This window comes from Polynucleobacter asymbioticus, from assembly GCF_018687575.1.
In the GTDB taxonomy this organism is placed as follows: Bacteria; Pseudomonadota; Gammaproteobacteria; order Burkholderiales; family Burkholderiaceae; genus Polynucleobacter; species Polynucleobacter asymbioticus_C.
On the sequence record NZ_CP061297.1, the window covers coordinates 1,821,078 to 1,838,368 of the forward strand.

General features: G+C 47.0%; 14 protein-coding genes and 1 pseudogene. 2 read left to right on the forward strand and 13 right to left on the reverse strand.

Annotated elements, in window-relative coordinates:
- Position 1: 1 nt before the first annotated feature.
- From AOC19_RS09215 to def, 6 genes are read right to left on the reverse strand one after another with little or no spacing between them, the layout of a single operon-like run.
- Entirely contained in the window at positions 2-2,311 is a 2,310-nt protein-coding gene (locus AOC19_RS09215; protein ID WP_215376348.1) for a sensor histidine kinase, read from the reverse strand.
- The gene (locus tag AOC19_RS09220) at positions 2,308-2,889 is read right to left on the reverse strand and encodes a DUF4390 domain-containing protein (RefSeq protein WP_215376351.1); all 582 of its coding nucleotides are present in this window, start codon (positions 2,887-2,889) and stop codon (positions 2,308-2,310) included. Before AOC19_RS09220 ends, AOC19_RS09215 begins: the two co-directional genes overlap by 4 nt.
- A complete protein-coding gene (gene rsmB, locus AOC19_RS09225; protein WP_251368028.1) occupies positions 2,886-4,199 on the reverse strand; it encodes a 16S rRNA (cytosine(967)-C(5))-methyltransferase RsmB in 1,314 nt (437 codons plus the stop codon). The genes AOC19_RS09220 and rsmB overlap by 4 nt, the downstream gene beginning before the upstream one ends.
- A 1-nt stretch (position 4,200) precedes the next feature.
- Positions 4,201-5,067, reverse strand: coding sequence for a zinc metalloprotease HtpX (gene htpX / locus AOC19_RS09230; protein ID WP_215376353.1), 867 nt, complete (start codon positions 5,065-5,067; stop codon positions 4,201-4,203).
- Positions 5,060-6,079, reverse strand: coding sequence for a methionyl-tRNA formyltransferase (gene fmt / locus AOC19_RS09235; RefSeq protein WP_215376356.1), 1,020 nt, complete (start codon positions 6,077-6,079; stop codon positions 5,060-5,062). The genes htpX and fmt overlap by 8 nt, the downstream gene beginning before the upstream one ends.
- 7 nt (positions 6,080-6,086) lie before the next feature.
- Entirely contained in the window at positions 6,087-6,602 is a 516-nt protein-coding gene (def, locus tag AOC19_RS09240; RefSeq protein WP_215376359.1) for a peptide deformylase, read from the reverse strand.
- A gap of 71 nt (positions 6,603-6,673) precedes the next feature.
- Between def and dprA the strand changes: the two genes are divergently transcribed.
- Both dprA and AOC19_RS09250 read left to right on the forward strand, forming a co-directional pair.
- Positions 6,674-7,372 (forward strand): DNA-processing protein DprA, encoded by a 699-nt coding sequence (dprA, locus tag AOC19_RS09245; protein WP_215376362.1) that lies wholly within the window; start codon positions 6,674-6,676, stop codon positions 7,370-7,372.
- Between the two features lie 198 nt (positions 7,373-7,570).
- Positions 7,571-10,249, forward strand: a complete 2,679-nt coding sequence (locus AOC19_RS09250; RefSeq protein ID WP_215376365.1) for a DNA topoisomerase III — start codon at positions 7,571-7,573, stop codon at positions 10,247-10,249.
- A 59-nt stretch (positions 10,250-10,308) separates the two neighbouring features.
- On the opposite strand, the pseudogene mnmC reads toward AOC19_RS09250, so the two are convergent.
- The 7 genes and pseudogenes from mnmC to rpmH all read right to left on the reverse strand — a co-directional run.
- Positions 10,309-11,310, reverse strand: a pseudogene (gene mnmC, locus AOC19_RS09340) (FAD-dependent 5-carboxymethylaminomethyl-2-thiouridine(34) oxidoreductase MnmC); the annotation flags it as partial.
- Between the two features lie 47 nt (positions 11,311-11,357).
- Positions 11,358-13,205, reverse strand: a complete 1,848-nt coding sequence (locus tag AOC19_RS09255; RefSeq protein WP_215376371.1) for a phosphoenolpyruvate carboxykinase (GTP) — start codon at positions 13,203-13,205, stop codon at positions 11,358-11,360.
- A gap of 89 nt (positions 13,206-13,294) precedes the next feature.
- Positions 13,295-14,674 (reverse strand): tRNA uridine-5-carboxymethylaminomethyl(34) synthesis GTPase MnmE, encoded by a 1,380-nt coding sequence (gene mnmE, locus AOC19_RS09260; protein ID WP_215378297.1) that lies wholly within the window; start codon positions 14,672-14,674, stop codon positions 13,295-13,297.
- Between the two features lie 39 nt (positions 14,675-14,713).
- Positions 14,714-16,390, reverse strand: a complete 1,677-nt coding sequence (gene yidC / locus AOC19_RS09265; protein WP_215376373.1) for a membrane protein insertase YidC — start codon at positions 16,388-16,390, stop codon at positions 14,714-14,716.
- A gap of 10 nt (positions 16,391-16,400) precedes the next feature.
- Positions 16,401-16,640: a membrane protein insertion efficiency factor YidD gene (gene yidD / locus AOC19_RS09270; RefSeq protein WP_215376375.1), complete on the reverse strand. Its 240-nt coding sequence runs from the start codon at positions 16,638-16,640 to the stop codon at positions 16,401-16,403.
- Between the two features lies 1 nt (position 16,641).
- Positions 16,642-16,890: a ribonuclease P protein component gene (gene rnpA, locus AOC19_RS09275; protein WP_251368030.1), complete on the reverse strand. Its 249-nt coding sequence runs from the start codon at positions 16,888-16,890 to the stop codon at positions 16,642-16,644.
- A gap of 77 nt (positions 16,891-16,967) precedes the next feature.
- On the reverse strand, positions 16,968-17,102 hold the full coding sequence (gene rpmH / locus AOC19_RS09280; RefSeq protein ID WP_011903922.1) for a 50S ribosomal protein L34: 135 nt from the start codon (positions 17,100-17,102) through the stop codon (positions 16,968-16,970).
- Between the last annotated feature and the right edge of the window lie 189 nt (positions 17,103-17,291).

The following is a 17,291-nucleotide window of genomic DNA, read 5'->3' on the forward strand; positions in this document are numbered from 1 at the left end:
CTTATGCTGCCTCTTTTGCCAGATTCATAAACAAAATTGATATTTGCGCACCAATTACTTCATCTCCCTGCATGCGATTCCGAACTTCAATTTTGGCACCGTGATCATCCACGATTTTCTTCACCACTGCTAAGCCTAATCCAGTACCTTTGCTCTTCGTCGTTACGTAGGGCTCAAAAGCCCTTGCCAATATCTTAGCTGGAAACCCTGAACCACTATCACTTATTGTTAAACGTACCGCATTTTGCGGCACGCCATTTAATTCACCATAGGGCACTAATTCCGTTTTCACTTCAACTGGCTCAGCTTGGTGGGCGCCCTCAAGAGTAGCATCTTGTGCATTTTGTAAAAGATTATGAATAATCTGTCTCAACTGTGTAGGGTCACCCATAATGCTCGGACAGCGTGGATCGAGCTGAGTCCGCAAAGGACTTCCCTCATATAAACCTAGAATCTCTTGTGTCAAAGTATTGATCGACACGGATTTCAATTGAGGGCTTGGCGTTTTAGCAAAGTCTCTGAAATCATTCACCATCTCTTTCATTGCCTGCACCTGCCCAATGATGGTTTCGGTGCTGCGATTCATCATTTCTTCGTGCTCAGGACTCAATTTACCAGCCAACTTATGCTGCAATCTCTCTGCTGAGAGCTGAATCGGAGTTAGTGGATTTTTAATTTCATGAGCCAAGCGCCTTGCTACCTCACTCCAGGCAATGGAGCGCTGTGCACTGACGACATCAGTAATATCATCAAAAACCACCATACGTAAGTCGGCAGTCAACTCAGTTCCGCGGATAAACAAAGTAACGCCAGGTTCATTTTCAAACTCGTTTGTACTGTGAAGCTGAATTTGTTTTTGCCATACTGGTGCCGCCTTATCTGCACTTACGCCTTGCTGCTTGCCCTCTACCCCCACTGCCAGCTTCATCGTAGCAAAACCTTCTTTAATGGCTTGATCAAACTCAATCAGGCTCGGGCTATCACTTAATGGGCGGCCATCCATTTGTGTTAAATCTTGCGCGAAGATTCGATCGGCACCAGCATTGCTAGAAACCACATTGAAATTCTTATCAAAGATACAAACACCGGCAGTGAGGTTTCCCAATACCGTCTCTAAAAATGATTTTGATTCCTGCAAGGAGGTTCTGGTGTCGGCCAGTTGGCGCGTCATCACATTAAATTGACGCGTCAACATGCCTAGCTCATCACCAGTATCAAGCTCTGGCTTAGGCGATAAATCCCCCTGAGCAACTGCTTGCGTTCCCTTTAGGAGCATCAATAGCGGTCTAGCAAGCTGACGACCCAAAATTAAAGCCAATGTCACGGCCACAAACAATGCAAAGAACAAAGTTAATGTCAGCGTACCCACAAACATTTTTCTTAGGCCGGTTCGACCCAATGACTTCTCTTGATAATCGCTATAGGCAGACTCAACCGCAACAATATTTTTGGCCAATGGCCCGGGAATGAAGCGTACTAGCTGCAAAAAGTATTTGTCTTCTACTTCTTTGCCAGAATCTAACTTGCCGGGACTGTATTTCTTGCGCACAATCGGCACAATTGCTCTTACTCGATAACCGCGCTGCCCTCCATCCATTTCAATTTGGTCGACAGATGTGATGCCCTTCTTCTTGAAGGCTTCGGCAATCACATCAGCACTTGGTGCGGGTAAGTATTTTTTAGCTCTTACCTCGCTAGTCAAAATCAAATTTCGTTGAATGCTGAAAAGGCTCACTTCTTGAATGCCAAATTGATTACGGATCTTCATGACCATCGCGCCAACTTGTTCGGAGCTGGTGCCTGATGGAACCTGCACTATTTGCTCAGCAATATAGTTACCCTCAGACAAGATTTCTTCTTGAGCAAGACGAAGGGTAACGCGCCCCAATTCGAGGCCAGCATCCAGTGCGGACTCTACCTGGACATCAAACCAGGTTTCAATGCTCCGAGAAACGAACTGCAGGGAAACGCCATACAAAATTAATCCTGGAACAACGCCAACCAGAGCAAAAATCATGGCTAACTTTGCTACTAAGCGTGTGCCGAATCGACCCTGACGCCAACGAATAGCAATCACAATCACCAAAGTCAGAATCACTAAAGTTAAGCAAATGCCAACAATAAAATTGGCTGCATAGAGCCAAATAAAATAGTTATCAAAAAATTCGGTGTTTGATGTTGCAACAGATAACAGCACCAACAACAAAAGCGCAAAAGCACCAATTACTGCCATTGCTATAGGCAGAGCACGCCTTTTCCAGGCATCTTTCTCGAAGGCGTTTGACCCAATGAAGTCTAAAGATATCTTCATCGTTTAATTAGGTTGGGGCCATTTGGTAAAAACGGAAATCGCACCCAATCACTGCTGACATTCCAATCACGATTGTTAAGTGCATTTACTTGGAATGGTTTGGGTAGCTTAGCCAAATCTAAGGTCATTCTGATTGCTGCAGTGTAAGACTTACTCGAATCAATTTGGCTACCCTCTACTACCCGCCAGCCTCCGATACTACCCGCCGCCTGCAATGCCTCAAACATCGTTCTTGCAGAAAAAGTAAAGCCCTCAGATGCAATGCGATATTGCTGTGTCATTGGTTGATAAGATAAGCGCGTTAATCGTTGAGCCAGCGCAGGCTTTTCATCAAACCAATACCAACGCGAACGAGTTACATCAAACTCTGTCTGAAAATATAAGACTACCCCTTTTTGAACTGCATCTTCCAAGCCTGGTGTTAATTCAATCTTAAATGTGGCATTTAAAAGCCAATCGTTATCCACCCGCTCTAGCTCGGCAGATTTCAGCTTGATGCCCTCTGCATTTACAGCAGCCGAAAATAAACTCAGCGCTATCAAAATACAAAGAATGAATTGTTTAATGCCTTGGCTCATGGCCCATTTTTCTTAAACAAAGCATAGTAAAAACCATCATTTAGCTCCGCAGGCAAAATTTGTCCCGGAGCACTTAATCGTAACGCATCAAGATGCTCTGTCACAAACCACCTTGCCTGCTCCTCACCTTCTTCAGGAAATACCGAGCAAGTCACATACAAGAGCGTACCGCCAGCCTTTAGCATCATCCAAGCTTGCTCCAAAATTGCGCGCTGTCGCGCTTGCAGCGCTTTAATGTCTGCTTCACGACGCAAGAAAGGGATATCTGGATGTCTTGCAACAATACCCGATGCTGAGCAAGGCGCATCTATGAGAATTTTGTCGAACGCCTTTCCATCCCACCAGGCTGACTTTGAGGCATCGCCGCGAACAACCCGCACTGCATCAGACTGAAGGCGCAAGCGATCGAGATTGCCGCTAATTTTCCCAAGACGCTCACCATCGAGCTCCAAAGCAATCATCTCGGATTGCGCAAGCTCTAGTAGATGAGCAGTTTTTCCTCCGGGAGCCGCGCAAGCGTCTAATATCCGCTCGCCAGGTTTTGGATCGAGCAATACCGCTGCAATTTGTGCGCCCGCATCCTGAACAGAAACAGCGCCACTATAAAAGCCAGGCAACTCTGAAACAGGTACCGGCTCACGCAACAACAAAGCAGAATCTAGTGGAACCCCAGCAACGCTGGTGATGGGCTCTGCAGCAATGCCAACCTGATGCAATAGGTCTTGATATTCCTGGCGTGTATGTTGTTTAGCGTTTACTCGCAATATCAACGGTGCACGTTGAGCTTGCTGAATGAGCATGGCCTGCCAAGACTTAGAATAATTACGCTTTAGACTAGCCCTCCACCAGGGCGGGAAAAACATGGGGATAGGGTCTGGCGGATAAGGTTTTTCATTCTCCGCCTGAACTGCCAGACTCACCTTGCGCAGTACGGCATTCACCAAGCCTTTGGCATACATCGTAGGTTCATATTCGCTACAGGCTTTTACTGCCTGATCGACAATCGTATGTGCTGCATAGCCCTTACCCTCCACCCCATTCTGAAGAAATAAAGCGATCGCAACGCTGAGTAAGTACTCCACTTCTTGCGGTGGTGCCTTTGGAATGAACTGCTTAATAAACTCGTGTGACCTTACCCACTTACGTAGAGCATCAAATGTAAGGCTTTGCACGATGGGGCGCTCGTGAGCATCTAACTGATCCAAAACCTCTGTAAGCGATCGACCCACCATCACCTCGCCAATTGCTTGCGCTGAAATAGTAATCGCCTCCGATAGCGGAAGAGTACGTGGTGTTTTTTGGTCGATCAAATTATTCCGCTCCGGGGTAAGCCCCGTTTTTTGCCATGCTGATTAAACGAGCTACTCGCTCCTCCATTGGGGGATGGGTAGAAAAAAGTTGCGAGAGGCCGCCAGCAGTCAAAGGGTTAATAATCATCATCTGTGCTGTTTCGGGATGTCGCTCAATTGCTTGAAATGGAATGCCTTGGGCATAAGCATGAATTTTTTGCAGCGCCTGCGCCAAGGCCTCTGGATCAGCACTCATTTCGGCGCCACCTCGATCAGCCTCATATTCACGAGCACGAGAAATGCTCATCTGAATTAGGCTGGCCGCAAGCGGAGCCAAAATCATTACTAATATTGTTGCCAGCGGATTACCTTGTCGGCCCTCTGAATTGCGACCACCAGCAAACATGGCCAGGTTGGCTAATGCAGAGATTGCACCGGCCATTGTTGCAGCCAAAGTAGAAATTAAGATATCTCGATGCTTAACGTGTGCAAGCTCATGTGCCATGACGCCACGCAATTCACGGCTGGAAAGAACTCTCAAAATGCCAGTGGTTGCAGCAACAGAAGCATGCTCAGGATTTCGACCTGTTGCAAATGCATTGGGCGCATCTTCATCAATTACAAAAACTTTTGGCATCGGGATCCCAGCTTTCTCAGCCAACTCTTTCACCATGGCGTAGAGCTGTGGGGCGGAACGCTCATCCACCTGCTGTGCGTTCGTCATCTTCAGCACCATCGTATCTGAGAACCAGTAGCTAAAGAAGTTCATTCCAATCGCTATCAATAGCGCCATGAGCATTCCTTGCTCGCCACCCAGCATGCCACCAACGACAACAAAAAGTGCGGTGATTGCCGCCATCAACATAGCCGTCTTTACCAAATTAAACATTCGCGCCCCCTTGCTGATTGGTGAATTTTTCAAATCTCATTACAGGATTTACATTCATGCCGCTAGAAATACATAGGTTGGCAGCAATCCGTTTTCCGCCGGGCCTTTGCATTTCTAATATTTCAATCACGCCCTCGCCACATTGAACATAAACCCCGTTTCCACTAAGCCCCACAACCTGCCCCGGAATGGCATCTTGAAGTTGCGCCTTGTCAGACATGCGAGAGCTCCAAAACTTCAACTGCTCCCCGTAAAGGCTGCTGGTGGATCCAGGAAATGGATTGAAAGCTCGAATACGTCGATCGATTTCAATGGCGCTTTGCTGCCAATCAATTTCTGCTTCGCTCTTTAATATTTTTTCTGCGTACGTAATGCCTTCGGCAGGCTGCGGCGTTCTTACAACAGAACGATTTTGATCTAAGTCGTTTAAAACTTTTACCATCAACTCAGCACCCAAAACCGCAAGACGATCGTGTAGTGATGCGCTAGTTTCATCAGATCTTATTTTCAAATCACCCACTAAAACAGTATCGCCAGTATCCAAACCTGCATCCATTTGCATGATGCTCACACCGGTCATGAGATCGCCACTCTCTATGGCGCGCTGTATCGGCGCCGCACCGCGCCACCTAGGCAAAAGAGATGCATGAATATTAAAGCAACCATGCTTGCCAGTGCGAGAGGCAAGGTCAAGAATGTCTTGAGGAAGAATCAGCCCATAGGCAACAACGACCATTGCATCAAAATCAATGTCAGATAAATATCGATACGTCTCTTGTGCTGCTGCTCGTTTCTGCAAGTCAGCATGGCTCTGCTTGAGTGTTGCTGGCTGTAATACGGGAATATTTTTCTCTTGCGCAAATATTTTGACAGGGCTCGCTTGAAGATGCATGCCACGACCTGCGCGGCGATCTGGCTGGGTAAGCGCTAAAACAATTTGATGGCCAGCCTGTTCTATTGCGCGCATTGCTTGCGCAGCAAACTCTGGGGTACCAGCAAAAACAATTCTCATTGGGCGCTTAGCGCTCGCCTACTAATTCTTTTGCGCGCTTTTTCATTTTGAGAGATATGCGATTGCGCTTCAACATCGAGAGATACTCAACAAACACTTTGCCCTGCAAGTGATCCATCTCGTGCTGCAAGCAGACCGATAACAAACCATCTGCCTCAACTTCAAATTCTTTTCCATTGATGTCGAGTGCTTTTACCCGCACTACCGCCGGGCGATCAACTTCATCGTAATACTCCGGCACAGAAAGACAGCCTTCGCGCCATGATTTTTTTTCTGGGCTTGCCCAAACCAGCTCAGGATTAATAAAGACCATTAACTCGTCTTGATTATCCGAAACATCAATTACAACAATTCGCTCATGAATATCTACCTGCGTTGCCGCTAAACCAACACCAGGTGCGTCATACATAGTCTCGGCCATATCGGCCACAATTTTTTTGATGCGTGCATCTACCTGCGCTACGGGTTTGGCAACCTTGTGTAGGCGTGGATCTGGGTAACAAAGGACGGTTAATAAAGCCATGTAGGAATTATCCAACAGAGTAATCAGGCTGTCCCGATAGTTCTCAACAGCCCCATGCTGAAAATTGCTTTATGTGCATACTCAAAAACCCAAACATCGTCCAAATTCAACGAAATTCCCCAGGCTACCCAGCTCGCCTGCTGGATTTATACGATCCACCCAACTCACTCTATATATATGGTGATATTCGCCTACTCAACATCCCGGCGATTGCTATCGTAGGCTCAAGAATTGCCAGCCCAGAGGGGGTCAAAAATGCTCACTATTTTGCGCAAGCCCTATCTGCCGAGGGTTACCTCATTATTTCCGGGCTGGCTCGAGGCATTGATGGGGCAGCCCATTTGGGCGCCCTCGGGCCAAATCGGGACCACCCAACCATAGCAGTATGTGGAACAGGGCTAGATATCGTGTACCCAAGTGAACACCTTGGATTGGCCCAGGCCATCGGTAGCGCAGGCCTCCTAGTGTCTGAACTAGCCTCAGGATCGGGACCAAAAGCATGGCACTTCCCACGCAGGAACCGCATCATTGCCGCCCTCTCCCTAGGAATCCTAGTGGTTGAGGCGGCTGAGCGCTCTGGTTCGCTTATTACAGCAAGGCTGGGCTATGAGCTTGGCCGAGAGATTTTTGCTATTCCGGGGTCAATACATAACCCCCTTAAAAGGGGCTGTCACCAGCTACTGCAGCAAGGGGCCAAACTGGTCCAATCCCCGCAAGACATCCTTGAGGAGTTACCAAAATGCCAAAAAACCTCATTTAAAGCTATTTAAAGCCCATTTTTAAGAAAAACTAGGCCCTGTACTGGGGTCTTACTAGGTCTAGAAAAAGAGGGTTTTGGACTTTTGTCAATTTATCGGTTAATAATAAAAAAGGGGTGTGATGGGGGTCTGACCAGGATCTGGTTTAAATTGGTCACCCGTTTTCACCCATTTAAAACATCATTTCAAGCTCAAATTTAGGCAAAACGCGTGGCAACTAAAGCAACTACCAAAAAAAGCAGCTCAAAGACTTCAACCGTTGATCACCCAAAGGCGTTGATCATTGCGGAGAAACCTTCCGTTGCGAATGACATTGCCAAAGCTTTAGGTGGCTTCACTAAATATGAGGATTATTTTGAGAGCGATGACTTCGTTATCTCTTCTGCGGTTGGTCATCTATTAGAAATCGCCGCCCCCGAGGAATTTGATGTCAAACGCGGGAAGTGGTCGTTTGCAAACCTGCCTGTTGTGCCCCCCTATTTTGATTTACGCCCAATCGCCAAAACTGAATCGCGACTTAAGGTATTGCAAAAGCTGATAAAGCGCAAAGATATTCATGAACTGATTAATGCATGTGACGCGGGGCGCGAAGGCGAGCTGATCTTCCGTTTGATTGCACAGCACGCAAAAGCACCTCAATCAATCAAGCGACTTTGGTTGCAGTCGATGACACCAGCAGCTATTCGTGATGGCTTTGCTTCCCTGCGAAGCGATAGCGACATGCAACCCCTAGCCGATGCAGCACGCTGCCGCTCTGAGGCTGACTGGTTGGTTGGAATCAATGGCACTCGTGCCATGACAGCATTCAATAGTAAGAGCGGTGGATTCTTTCTGACAACAGTTGGTCGTGTGCAAACGCCAACACTCTCAATTGTTGTGGAGCGCGAAGAGCTGATTCGTAAATTTATCTCTAAAGACTACTGGGAAGTGAAGGCGGAATTTATCGCTGCAGCTGGTATATACGAAGGTCGTTGGTTTGATCCGAAGTTCAAGAAAGATGCTGCGTCTCCAGATGCGCGTGAAAATCGCCTCTGGAGTGAAGCCGCTGCACAAAGCATTGTTGCGGCCTGTCGCGATAAAAAAGCAAGCGTTAAGGAAGAGGCGAAACCAGCTACTCAGCTCGCACCACAACTATTTGACTTAACTAGCTTGCAACGCGAAGCTAATGCGCGCTTTGGCTTCTCCGCTAAAAATACCTTGGGTTTGGCTCAAGCACTTTATGAGCGCCATAAGGTACTTACTTATCCACGTACAGATGCCAAGGCCTTGCCCGAGGATTACTTGGATACCGTAAAACAGACCATGGAAAACCTGGCTGAGAACTCACAAGAATATCGTCCCTTTGCTAAGCAAATTTTGCAAGGCGATCCCAAGGATCCAAAAGCTAAAGCAGGGTATGGTTGGATCAAACCGAATAAACGTATTTTTGATAACTCAAAAATATCAGATCACTTTGCGATCATCCCCACCTTGGAGTCTCCGAAAAGTCTCAGCGAACCAGAGCAAAAACTGTATGACTTAGTTGTGCGTCGCTTCTTGGCAGTGTTTTATCCAGCAGCTGAATTCCGCGTCACCACGCGCATTACAGAGGCTTCGGGTCATCACTTTAAAACTGAAGGTCGGGTGCTTGTCACGCCAGGTTGGTTGACGGTCTATGGCAGATCCAATCAAGCAGATGATGAATTGGTAGCAGTGCAGGAAGGTGAAACCGTCCAAAATGAATCTATTGCAGCCATTCCATTAAAAACCAAGCCGCCAGCTCGATATACCGAGGCAACTTTGTTATCAGCAATGGAAAGCGCCGGTAAGTGGGTGGATGATGATGAGATGCGAGAAGCCATGGCTGAAAAAGGCTTGGGTACACCTGCAACACGTGCTGCCATTATTGAAGGCCTTTTAGCAGAAAAATATATGGTTCGGGAAGCGCGTGAGCTCATTCCCACCGCTAAAGCATTTCAGTTAATGACCCTCTTGCGCGGCTTAGATGTTGAAGAGTTAACACGGCCCGATCTCACGGGTAGCTGGGAAAACAAACTCTCTCTGATTGAGCGCGGCGAGATGAATCGCGACACCTTCATGCAAGAAATTGCACAGATGACGCAGCGTATCGTCAAGCGGGCTAAGGAATATGACAGCGATACCATTCCAGGCGACTATGCGACCATGTCTACACCTTGTCCACACTGCAAAGGTGCGGTTAAAGAAAACTATCGTCGCTTTGCATGTGAGAAGTGCGGATTTACGATTAGCAAAACTCCAGGCGGGCGAGCATTTGAATATCCCGAGGTAGAAGAATTGCTTCGCGAGAAAACCATTGGGCCATTGCAGGGATTCCGCAGCAAAATGGGTAGACCATTTGCGGCAATTATCAAGTTAAGCGAAATCCCTGAAGATGACGCGGATTATCCGAATGCGGGCTTTAAGCTTGAGTTTGATTTTGGCAACACCCAAGAAGACGAATCGGAAGCAATTGACTTTACTGGTCGTCAAGCTTTAGGTGTCTGTCCAAAATGCTCTGGTGCCGTATATGAAGATGGCATGCGTTACTTGTGCGAGAGAAATACAGGGCCCGATAAGTCGTGTGATTTCAAAACAGGCAAGGTGGTTTTGCAACAAGAAATTTCTGCTGAGCAAGTTCAAAAATTACTTGCCGAGGGTAAAACTGACTTGCTAACCAATTTCAAATCCAATCGGACTGGTCGTGGCTTTAAGGCTTATCTTGCCTTGGGTCCCGATGGCAAAATTGGTTTTGAGTTTGAAGCTAAAGCACCGAAGGCGGGGGCTACATCCAAGGCGCCAGCGAAGAAACGCGCAGGTGCCAGTGCGGCTACTAAGTCTGTGGCAAAACCGAAGCGTGCCAGCAAAGCAAAATCATCTTCAAGCACTTGAGCTGTAATCAGCTTAGCCGCCAAGGCTGACCAAAGAGCGCCTCTAGACCCCAGGGCTGTTGCCAGAAATATCCCTGGGCGTTGAGTCAGTGCGCCAATGATGGGCAAACGATCGCCCGCAACGCAACGCACACCCACAAAACTACCTAGCTTTTGAAGGTGGCCAACATCGCCTTCTGCATAATTTAGCAAACCCTTTGCCTGCTCACGATTAAAGTCATCACTTGAGTCCCAATCTTCTAGATCGGACTCTCCCTCATCAAAACTAGAGCCCACTATCCACTGGTAATTTCTATCAGATAGTTTCTTGGCTGGCAAACAATAACCATCGCCCGATATAGCGGTGCGAGGTAGTTTTGCTGCCCACGAACTATTTTGATCAATAGAGAAAATACTGAGTTGTCCGCGAACTGGTCTTAAGGGAAGTCGTACGTTGATGCTGGCGGATAACTTTTTGGATTCGAGCGCTGCAGCAATAATAACTTTGCCAGCGGTCATGATGAGCTTATCTTGAGGGTCGATTAACTGCCAGCCAGTATCCACTTTCTCTAGTCGGGCTACAGAAATATTCCAACAGCAAGTCAGCTTTGGGTGCGGTTTGAGCGCATCTGTTGTTGCTTCCAATAAATTTAATGATGCTCCACGTGGAAGCCAAATGCCGTCTTGATTAATGCCACATGCTTGGATTGCATCATCCGCATAAAGTGCTTGCGCTAGATCCTCATCAAGATCAAGTGACCGCAAATAACTTGCGACATCATCATGATTAAAGGTCTTATCTTTTTTGTTTGGCTGAAAGATGCCATGCTGCTTCCATACATTACCCCAGCGAGCTTCAGCCATCAAAAATGCAATGCGGGTTAAGCGTAATAGACGGGGGGCTCCACGACCTACATGAGGGTGGGCAATAGCGTAAGCGTGACTAGAGCATGCTGATGCGGGATGGGGCGCTGAGTCAACTATACAAACTGTTTGACCGCGCTCGAGCAGCTCATTGGCAATGCTGGATCCAGCAATGCCTGCCCCAATCACCACGATGTCATGGTGTTGGGGTAAGGTCATTCAATAAAGATGTTTTTAAAAAGGCTTCTTAAATTTCTAGGGGATGCCTAGGCGTTTAAGCGCTTCTCAATTTTGCTACGAGCTTCGATTAACTCTTTAGGCAAACGATCACCTAAGTGCTCAAACAATTCTGAATGCAATTTGAGCTCGTTCTTCCAATCATCAACAGCGACGGTAATGGCTTTTTCAAACTTGTCCACTGAGTAATCGAGGCCGTTCCAATGCATATCAGCGTGCTCCGGGCAAATACCAAACACTGTTTCCTTGCCTTTGGCTGTACCTTCAGCACGACCCAAAATCCAAGAAAGTACGCGCATGTTTTCACCGAAGCCAGGCCATACAAACTTGCCATTCTCGTCTTTACGGAACCAGTTCACACAATAGATCTTTGGCAACACAGCGCCTTCAGCAGCAAGCTTGCTACCGATGTTTAACCAATGTTGGAAGTAATCGCTCATGTTGTAGCCAGCAAATGCAATCATTGCAAATGGATCACGACGAACAACACCAACTTGACCAGTAATCGCAGCGGTAGTTTCAGAGCCCATTGTTGCGGCCATATAAACACCCTCTACCCAGTCACGCGCTTCGCTGACCAATGGAACTGTGTTTGAGCGACGGCCACCAAACAAGAATGCGTCAATCGCTACACCTTCAGGGTTATCCCAATTAGGATCGACTGCAGGGTTATTAGTGGCAGCTACGGTGAAGCGTGAATTTGGGTGTGCGGCTTTGCGACCAGCAGCGCCGTCAGCTGGAGTCCAGTCCTTGCCTTGCCAGTCAATTAAATGTGCTGGAGGTGTATCAGTTAAACCTTCCCACCAAACATCACCATCATCAGTTAGACCAACGTTAGTAAAGATCACATCTTGATTTAATGAGTCGAGACAGTTTGGATTGGTTTGGCGGTTTGTTCCTGGAGCAACACCAAAGTAACCAGACTCTGGGTTAATTGCAAACAAACGTGTCTTACCTGTAACAGGGTCTTTGCGCGGCTTAATCCATGCAATGTCATCACCAACTGTAGTGACCTTCCAACCCTCAAATCCCTTTGGAGGAATCATCATGGAGAAGTTGGTTTTTCCGCAGGCAGATGGGAACGCAGCAGCGATATGGTATTTCTTGCCTTCAGGTGAAGTCACGCCCAAGATCAACATGTGCTCAGCCAGCCAGCCCTGATCGCGACCCATATTGGATGCAATGCGTAATGCAAAACATTTTTTACCCAATAAAGCGTTACCGCCGTAGCCAGATCCGAAAGACCAGATCTCGCGAGTTTCTGGGTAATGAACAATGTACTTGGTTTTGTTATTCGGCCAAGCAACATCTTTTTCGCCAACAGCCAAAGGCTTGCCAACAGTGTGAATACAAGGAACGAATTCGCCAGTAGCGCCAAGCTGATCAATCACCGCTTTACCCATACGAGTCATCAAACGCATGTTGATAGCAACATATGGACTATCAGAAAGCTCAACACCAATATGTGCAATTGGGGAGCCAATTGGGCCCATGGAGAATGGCACCACATACATTGTTCTGCCACGCATGCAACCATCAAAAAGCGGTTGAAGGGTGGCGCGCATTTCACTTGGCTCTACCCAGTTATTTGTTGGGCCGGCATCTTCTTTGTTTGCGGAGCAAATAAACGTGCGGTCTTCAACGCGCGCTACATCATCTGGATCAGATAATGCCAAGAAAGCGTTTTTGCGCTTAGCTGGGTTAAGGCGCTTAAATACCCCTGCGCTTACCAGCAGGTCACAAAATTCATCATATTCAGCCTGGGAACCATCACACCAGCGAATCTTATCTGGCTTGGTAAGGGCGGCAACTTCAGCAACCCATTGAATCAGTTTTTGATTTTTTACGTACTCAGGTGCATTGGTATTGATAGTCATGAGAGTCCTATGAAATGTAATTTTTTTGATCGCACTATTTTAACATTTTGGGCATATTTTTAGCGGCACGCCCACCAAGCGCAAACCCTCTACTTGCCAATACAAAATTGGCTAAAGATCTTGCCCAGCAGATCGTCTGGGAGCAGCTTCCCGGTGATTTGTCCGAGTTGATCTTGCGCCAAACGGAGCTCTTCTGCGAACAACTCCAGCGATATGTTGCCATCTGCTGCGAATTGTTGGGATTTGTCCAAGTGGGTGGCTGCCCTGTCTAAGCAATCCAAATGCCGTCTGCGGGCAAGGATGGCGCCCTCCTGATTACCGCCCCAACCAACCGACTCTAGAATTCTCTGTTTTAGAGCCTCAATACCCTCACCCGTCTTGGCTGAAATAAGCAAAGATTGGTTTTCGCCTTGTTGAGCTGTCGCTTTTTCTAACAAATCTGACTTATTGCACACCTCTAAAACAGGGCATTTCGGCGGGAGCGCCTTCAATATTTGGGCTTTTAACCCTAAAGCCTCAGCACCATCAATGGTTTCTTTAGCGCTTGGATCTTGCAAAAAAATAACCAGGTCTGCTGCCCGAATGGCATCCCATGATCTTTCAATGCCCTTAGCCTCAACCAGATCGCTGGTTTCGCGCAAACCGGCAGTATCAATAATATGCATCGGAACGCCGTGAATGGTGATGCTCTCCTTAACGCGATCTCTCGTGGTCCCAGCGATCGGAGTGACGATAGCGACCTCCTCGCCAGCCAAACGATTGAGGAGGGAGCTTTTCCCAACGTTAGGGGCGCCAGCTAAAACCAACTGAATACCATCGCGCAAAATTTTTCCCTGTTTCGCGCCCTCTCTTAATGCTTTTAACTTTTGCATCACCGTGCTGAGACGTTCACGGGCCTGGGCATTCTCCAAAAACTCAATCTCTTCTTCAGGGAAGTCTAGGGTGGACTCCACCAAAATACGAAGCTGGGTAATTTCTTCAATCAGGCTATTGATGTCATTTGAGAAAGCACCCTGCAATGAGCGCGCTGCCCCACGAACTGCTGCCTCACTTTGTGCATCAATTAAATCTGCAATTGCTTCTGCTTGAGCTAAATCGATTTTGTTATTGAGATAGGCACGCAAAGAAAACTCGCCTGGCTCGGCGATAACCAAACCCTGATCTTTTCCCAGCTCGAGACAGCGCTTCATGACCAACCCTAAAAGCTGCGGACCACCGTGGCATTGCAGCTCTATGACATCTTCGCCCGTAAAAGATGCAGGGGCAGCAAAGTAAATGGCAATGAGTTGATCGATTGACGCGCCCTGCGCATCTCGAAGGGTGAGTAAGTTAGCCTGTCGTGGCGCAAGTGCTTTATGAAATAAAGCTTCGGCCATCGGCAAAAGGTGTGGTCCGCTAATGCGGATAACGCCAACCCCCGCCTTCCCGGGCGCGGTAGCAACCGCAATGATGGGTAGTTTTCTGGTCATCATTGCAGGTACTCTTTTTATTTTTCAGCAGCTAAAAATTTATTTAGCTAACTTCTTCCCAAACATTTGATTGATCTGCCATTGTTGGGCAATCGAGAGCAAGTTGTTCACAACCCAATATAAAACCAAGCCGGCAGGGAAGAAGAAGAACATGACAGAAAACACTAAAGGCATGTACATCATGATTTTCGCCTGAACTGGGTCAGGTGGAGTTGGGTTGAGTTTTGTTTGCACAAACATTGAGGCAGCCATGATGATTGGCAAAATGTAATATGGGTCTGGAACTGATAAGTCATGAATCCAACCAATCCACGGGGCATTACGCATCTCTACAGAAGAGAGCAGAACCCAGTACAAAGAGATAAATACAGGGATCTGAATCACAACTGGCAAGCAACCGCCCAAAGGATTAATTTTTTCCTTGCGGTACATCTCCATCATGGCCTGATTCAGTTTTTGTGGCTCACCCTTGTATTGCTCTCTCATTGCAAGCAGACGTGGTTGAACTTCTTTCATTCGCGCCATTGACTTGTAGCTGGCTGCAGACAATGGGAAGAACACCAACTTAATCAAGATGGTCAAAAGAATAATTGACCAGCCCCAGTTACCAACATAAGCGTGGATATTTTCTAGCAACCAGAAAATAGGTTTCGCAAGAATGGTGAGGTAGCCATAATCTTTTAATAATGCAAACCCAGGAGCAATCGTTTCTAAAACGCTTTCTTCTTGCGGGCCCACAAACAGCTTTGCTTTTTCAACAACCGTTGTGCCTGGTGCAACGACTCCCAGCGGCGTTTGCATGCCAATGCGGTAGAGGTTGTTGTCGATTTTTCCAGCATAGATGTCGCGCGCGGCTTTATCGCCAGGAATCCAGGCGCTGGCAAAGTAGTGCTGAACCATAGCAATCCAAGCAGGATCGCCAGCAGGCACTACTGTAGGAATAGTAATTTTGTTTTTATCAATTGCCGTGAATTCCAGCTTATTGAATTTTTCTTTTTCGGTGTAAGCGGCCGGTCCGGTAAATGTGCTTGCTGAGAACGCACCATCAAAAGGTCCAATTTTTGCCTCTTGTGATGCATCGCGCACGATCTCTGTATATAGAACTAGTGGCGCTGCATTCGCATTGCTTTGAGTGACGCGATGGCCAACATCAACAACGTAGCTGCCAGGACTCAATACAAAAGTCTTCTCAAGTTTTACACCATTGCGCTCACTTGCCAGAACTATAAAAGGTTTTCCAGAGCCATCTTTACCAGATTGCACCAATTTAAATGTGCTGGTGTGGTTGGGAAGGTCCGCATTGCCCAAAGCAATTAAGCCAGAACGAGCAAAATATTTATGGTTTGGTGCGTACTGAAATAACTCGATTGGTTTTTGTTCTGCAGTAAGTTGCTTTGGTAACTTTGCATCAATTACGTTGGCGCCATTTGCGCTGATTTCTAAAATCAACACATCGTTTTGCAACACAAACTTTTCAGATGTTTCGATTCCCCCAGCCATTACAGCGGGCGCTTGATTAGGCGCAGAAATGCTTGGGCTTTGTATTGGCGCCGGAACATCTATCTTATTTACTGGAGCCTTGTCAGAGACCGCAGCTGAGCTTGTAGGGTTACCACCAAACATAGATGGTTTGCCTTCATGAACTTGCCAGTTGTTGTACAACAGCAGGGCCGACATGGAGAAAACTGCCCAGAGGATTGTTTTTTTAAAGTCCATTTGCGTTCACTTAATGATGATGAGGTGTTGGTTTTACTGCAGGATCATATCCGCCATGTGACCATGGGTTACAACGCAAAATGCGCCACACCATTAAGCCAAAGCTTTTAAAAAATCCGTAATTTGAAAAGCAATCACAAGCGTATTGCGAGCAGCTTGGTACAAACTTACATTGCATACCTACAAAGGGGCTGAGTGCTATTTGGTAAAGCCTCACAACCTTAATGGCTAGCTGATTGAATAGGCGCACTTTAAATTAGTCCTGCAATCTGATTTCGCAGAACATCTTTTTCTTTGCTCCTGAGCCTGCCGCGGGTTTCGCGACCAATGGGTTTTTTCAGCTTCACCACAACATCGCTATTAAGGGTGCTTGCTTGTGCACTCCTGACTAATTCGCGAATCATGCGTTTTATTCGGTTGCGGTCTACGGCCCGCTTCGCTAATTTTTTAGCTACCGCAATACCCAAGTCTGGTCTTGAGCCCTGATCCAAGGATGCCAAATACAAACCCCAATACAAACTTGTCTTGGGGCGTGTTTTTAGTAATTCAGAAATCCTGGCGCTATTCAACTGCTAAATTAAACAGCTAAGCGTTTGCGACCTTTAGCGCGACGTGCGTTTAATACTGCGCGCCCACTCTTAGTTTTCATACGAATACGAAATCCGTGTGTGCGTTTACGACGTGTTACTGAGGGTTGGTATGTTCTTTTCATGATTCATCCTGCAAAACCCAGTATTTTCCTTGTTGCAAGGCAAAAGGTCAACCGCCACAGATGAATATATAGGTATTTTTCTCTATTTAATTAACCCTAATTTTATAAACCACTGATTTTGTTTGGTTTTTTAATTTTATTCACAAGTTATCCACAGGTTTTCCACGTTTTTCCTGCTTGTGGATAACT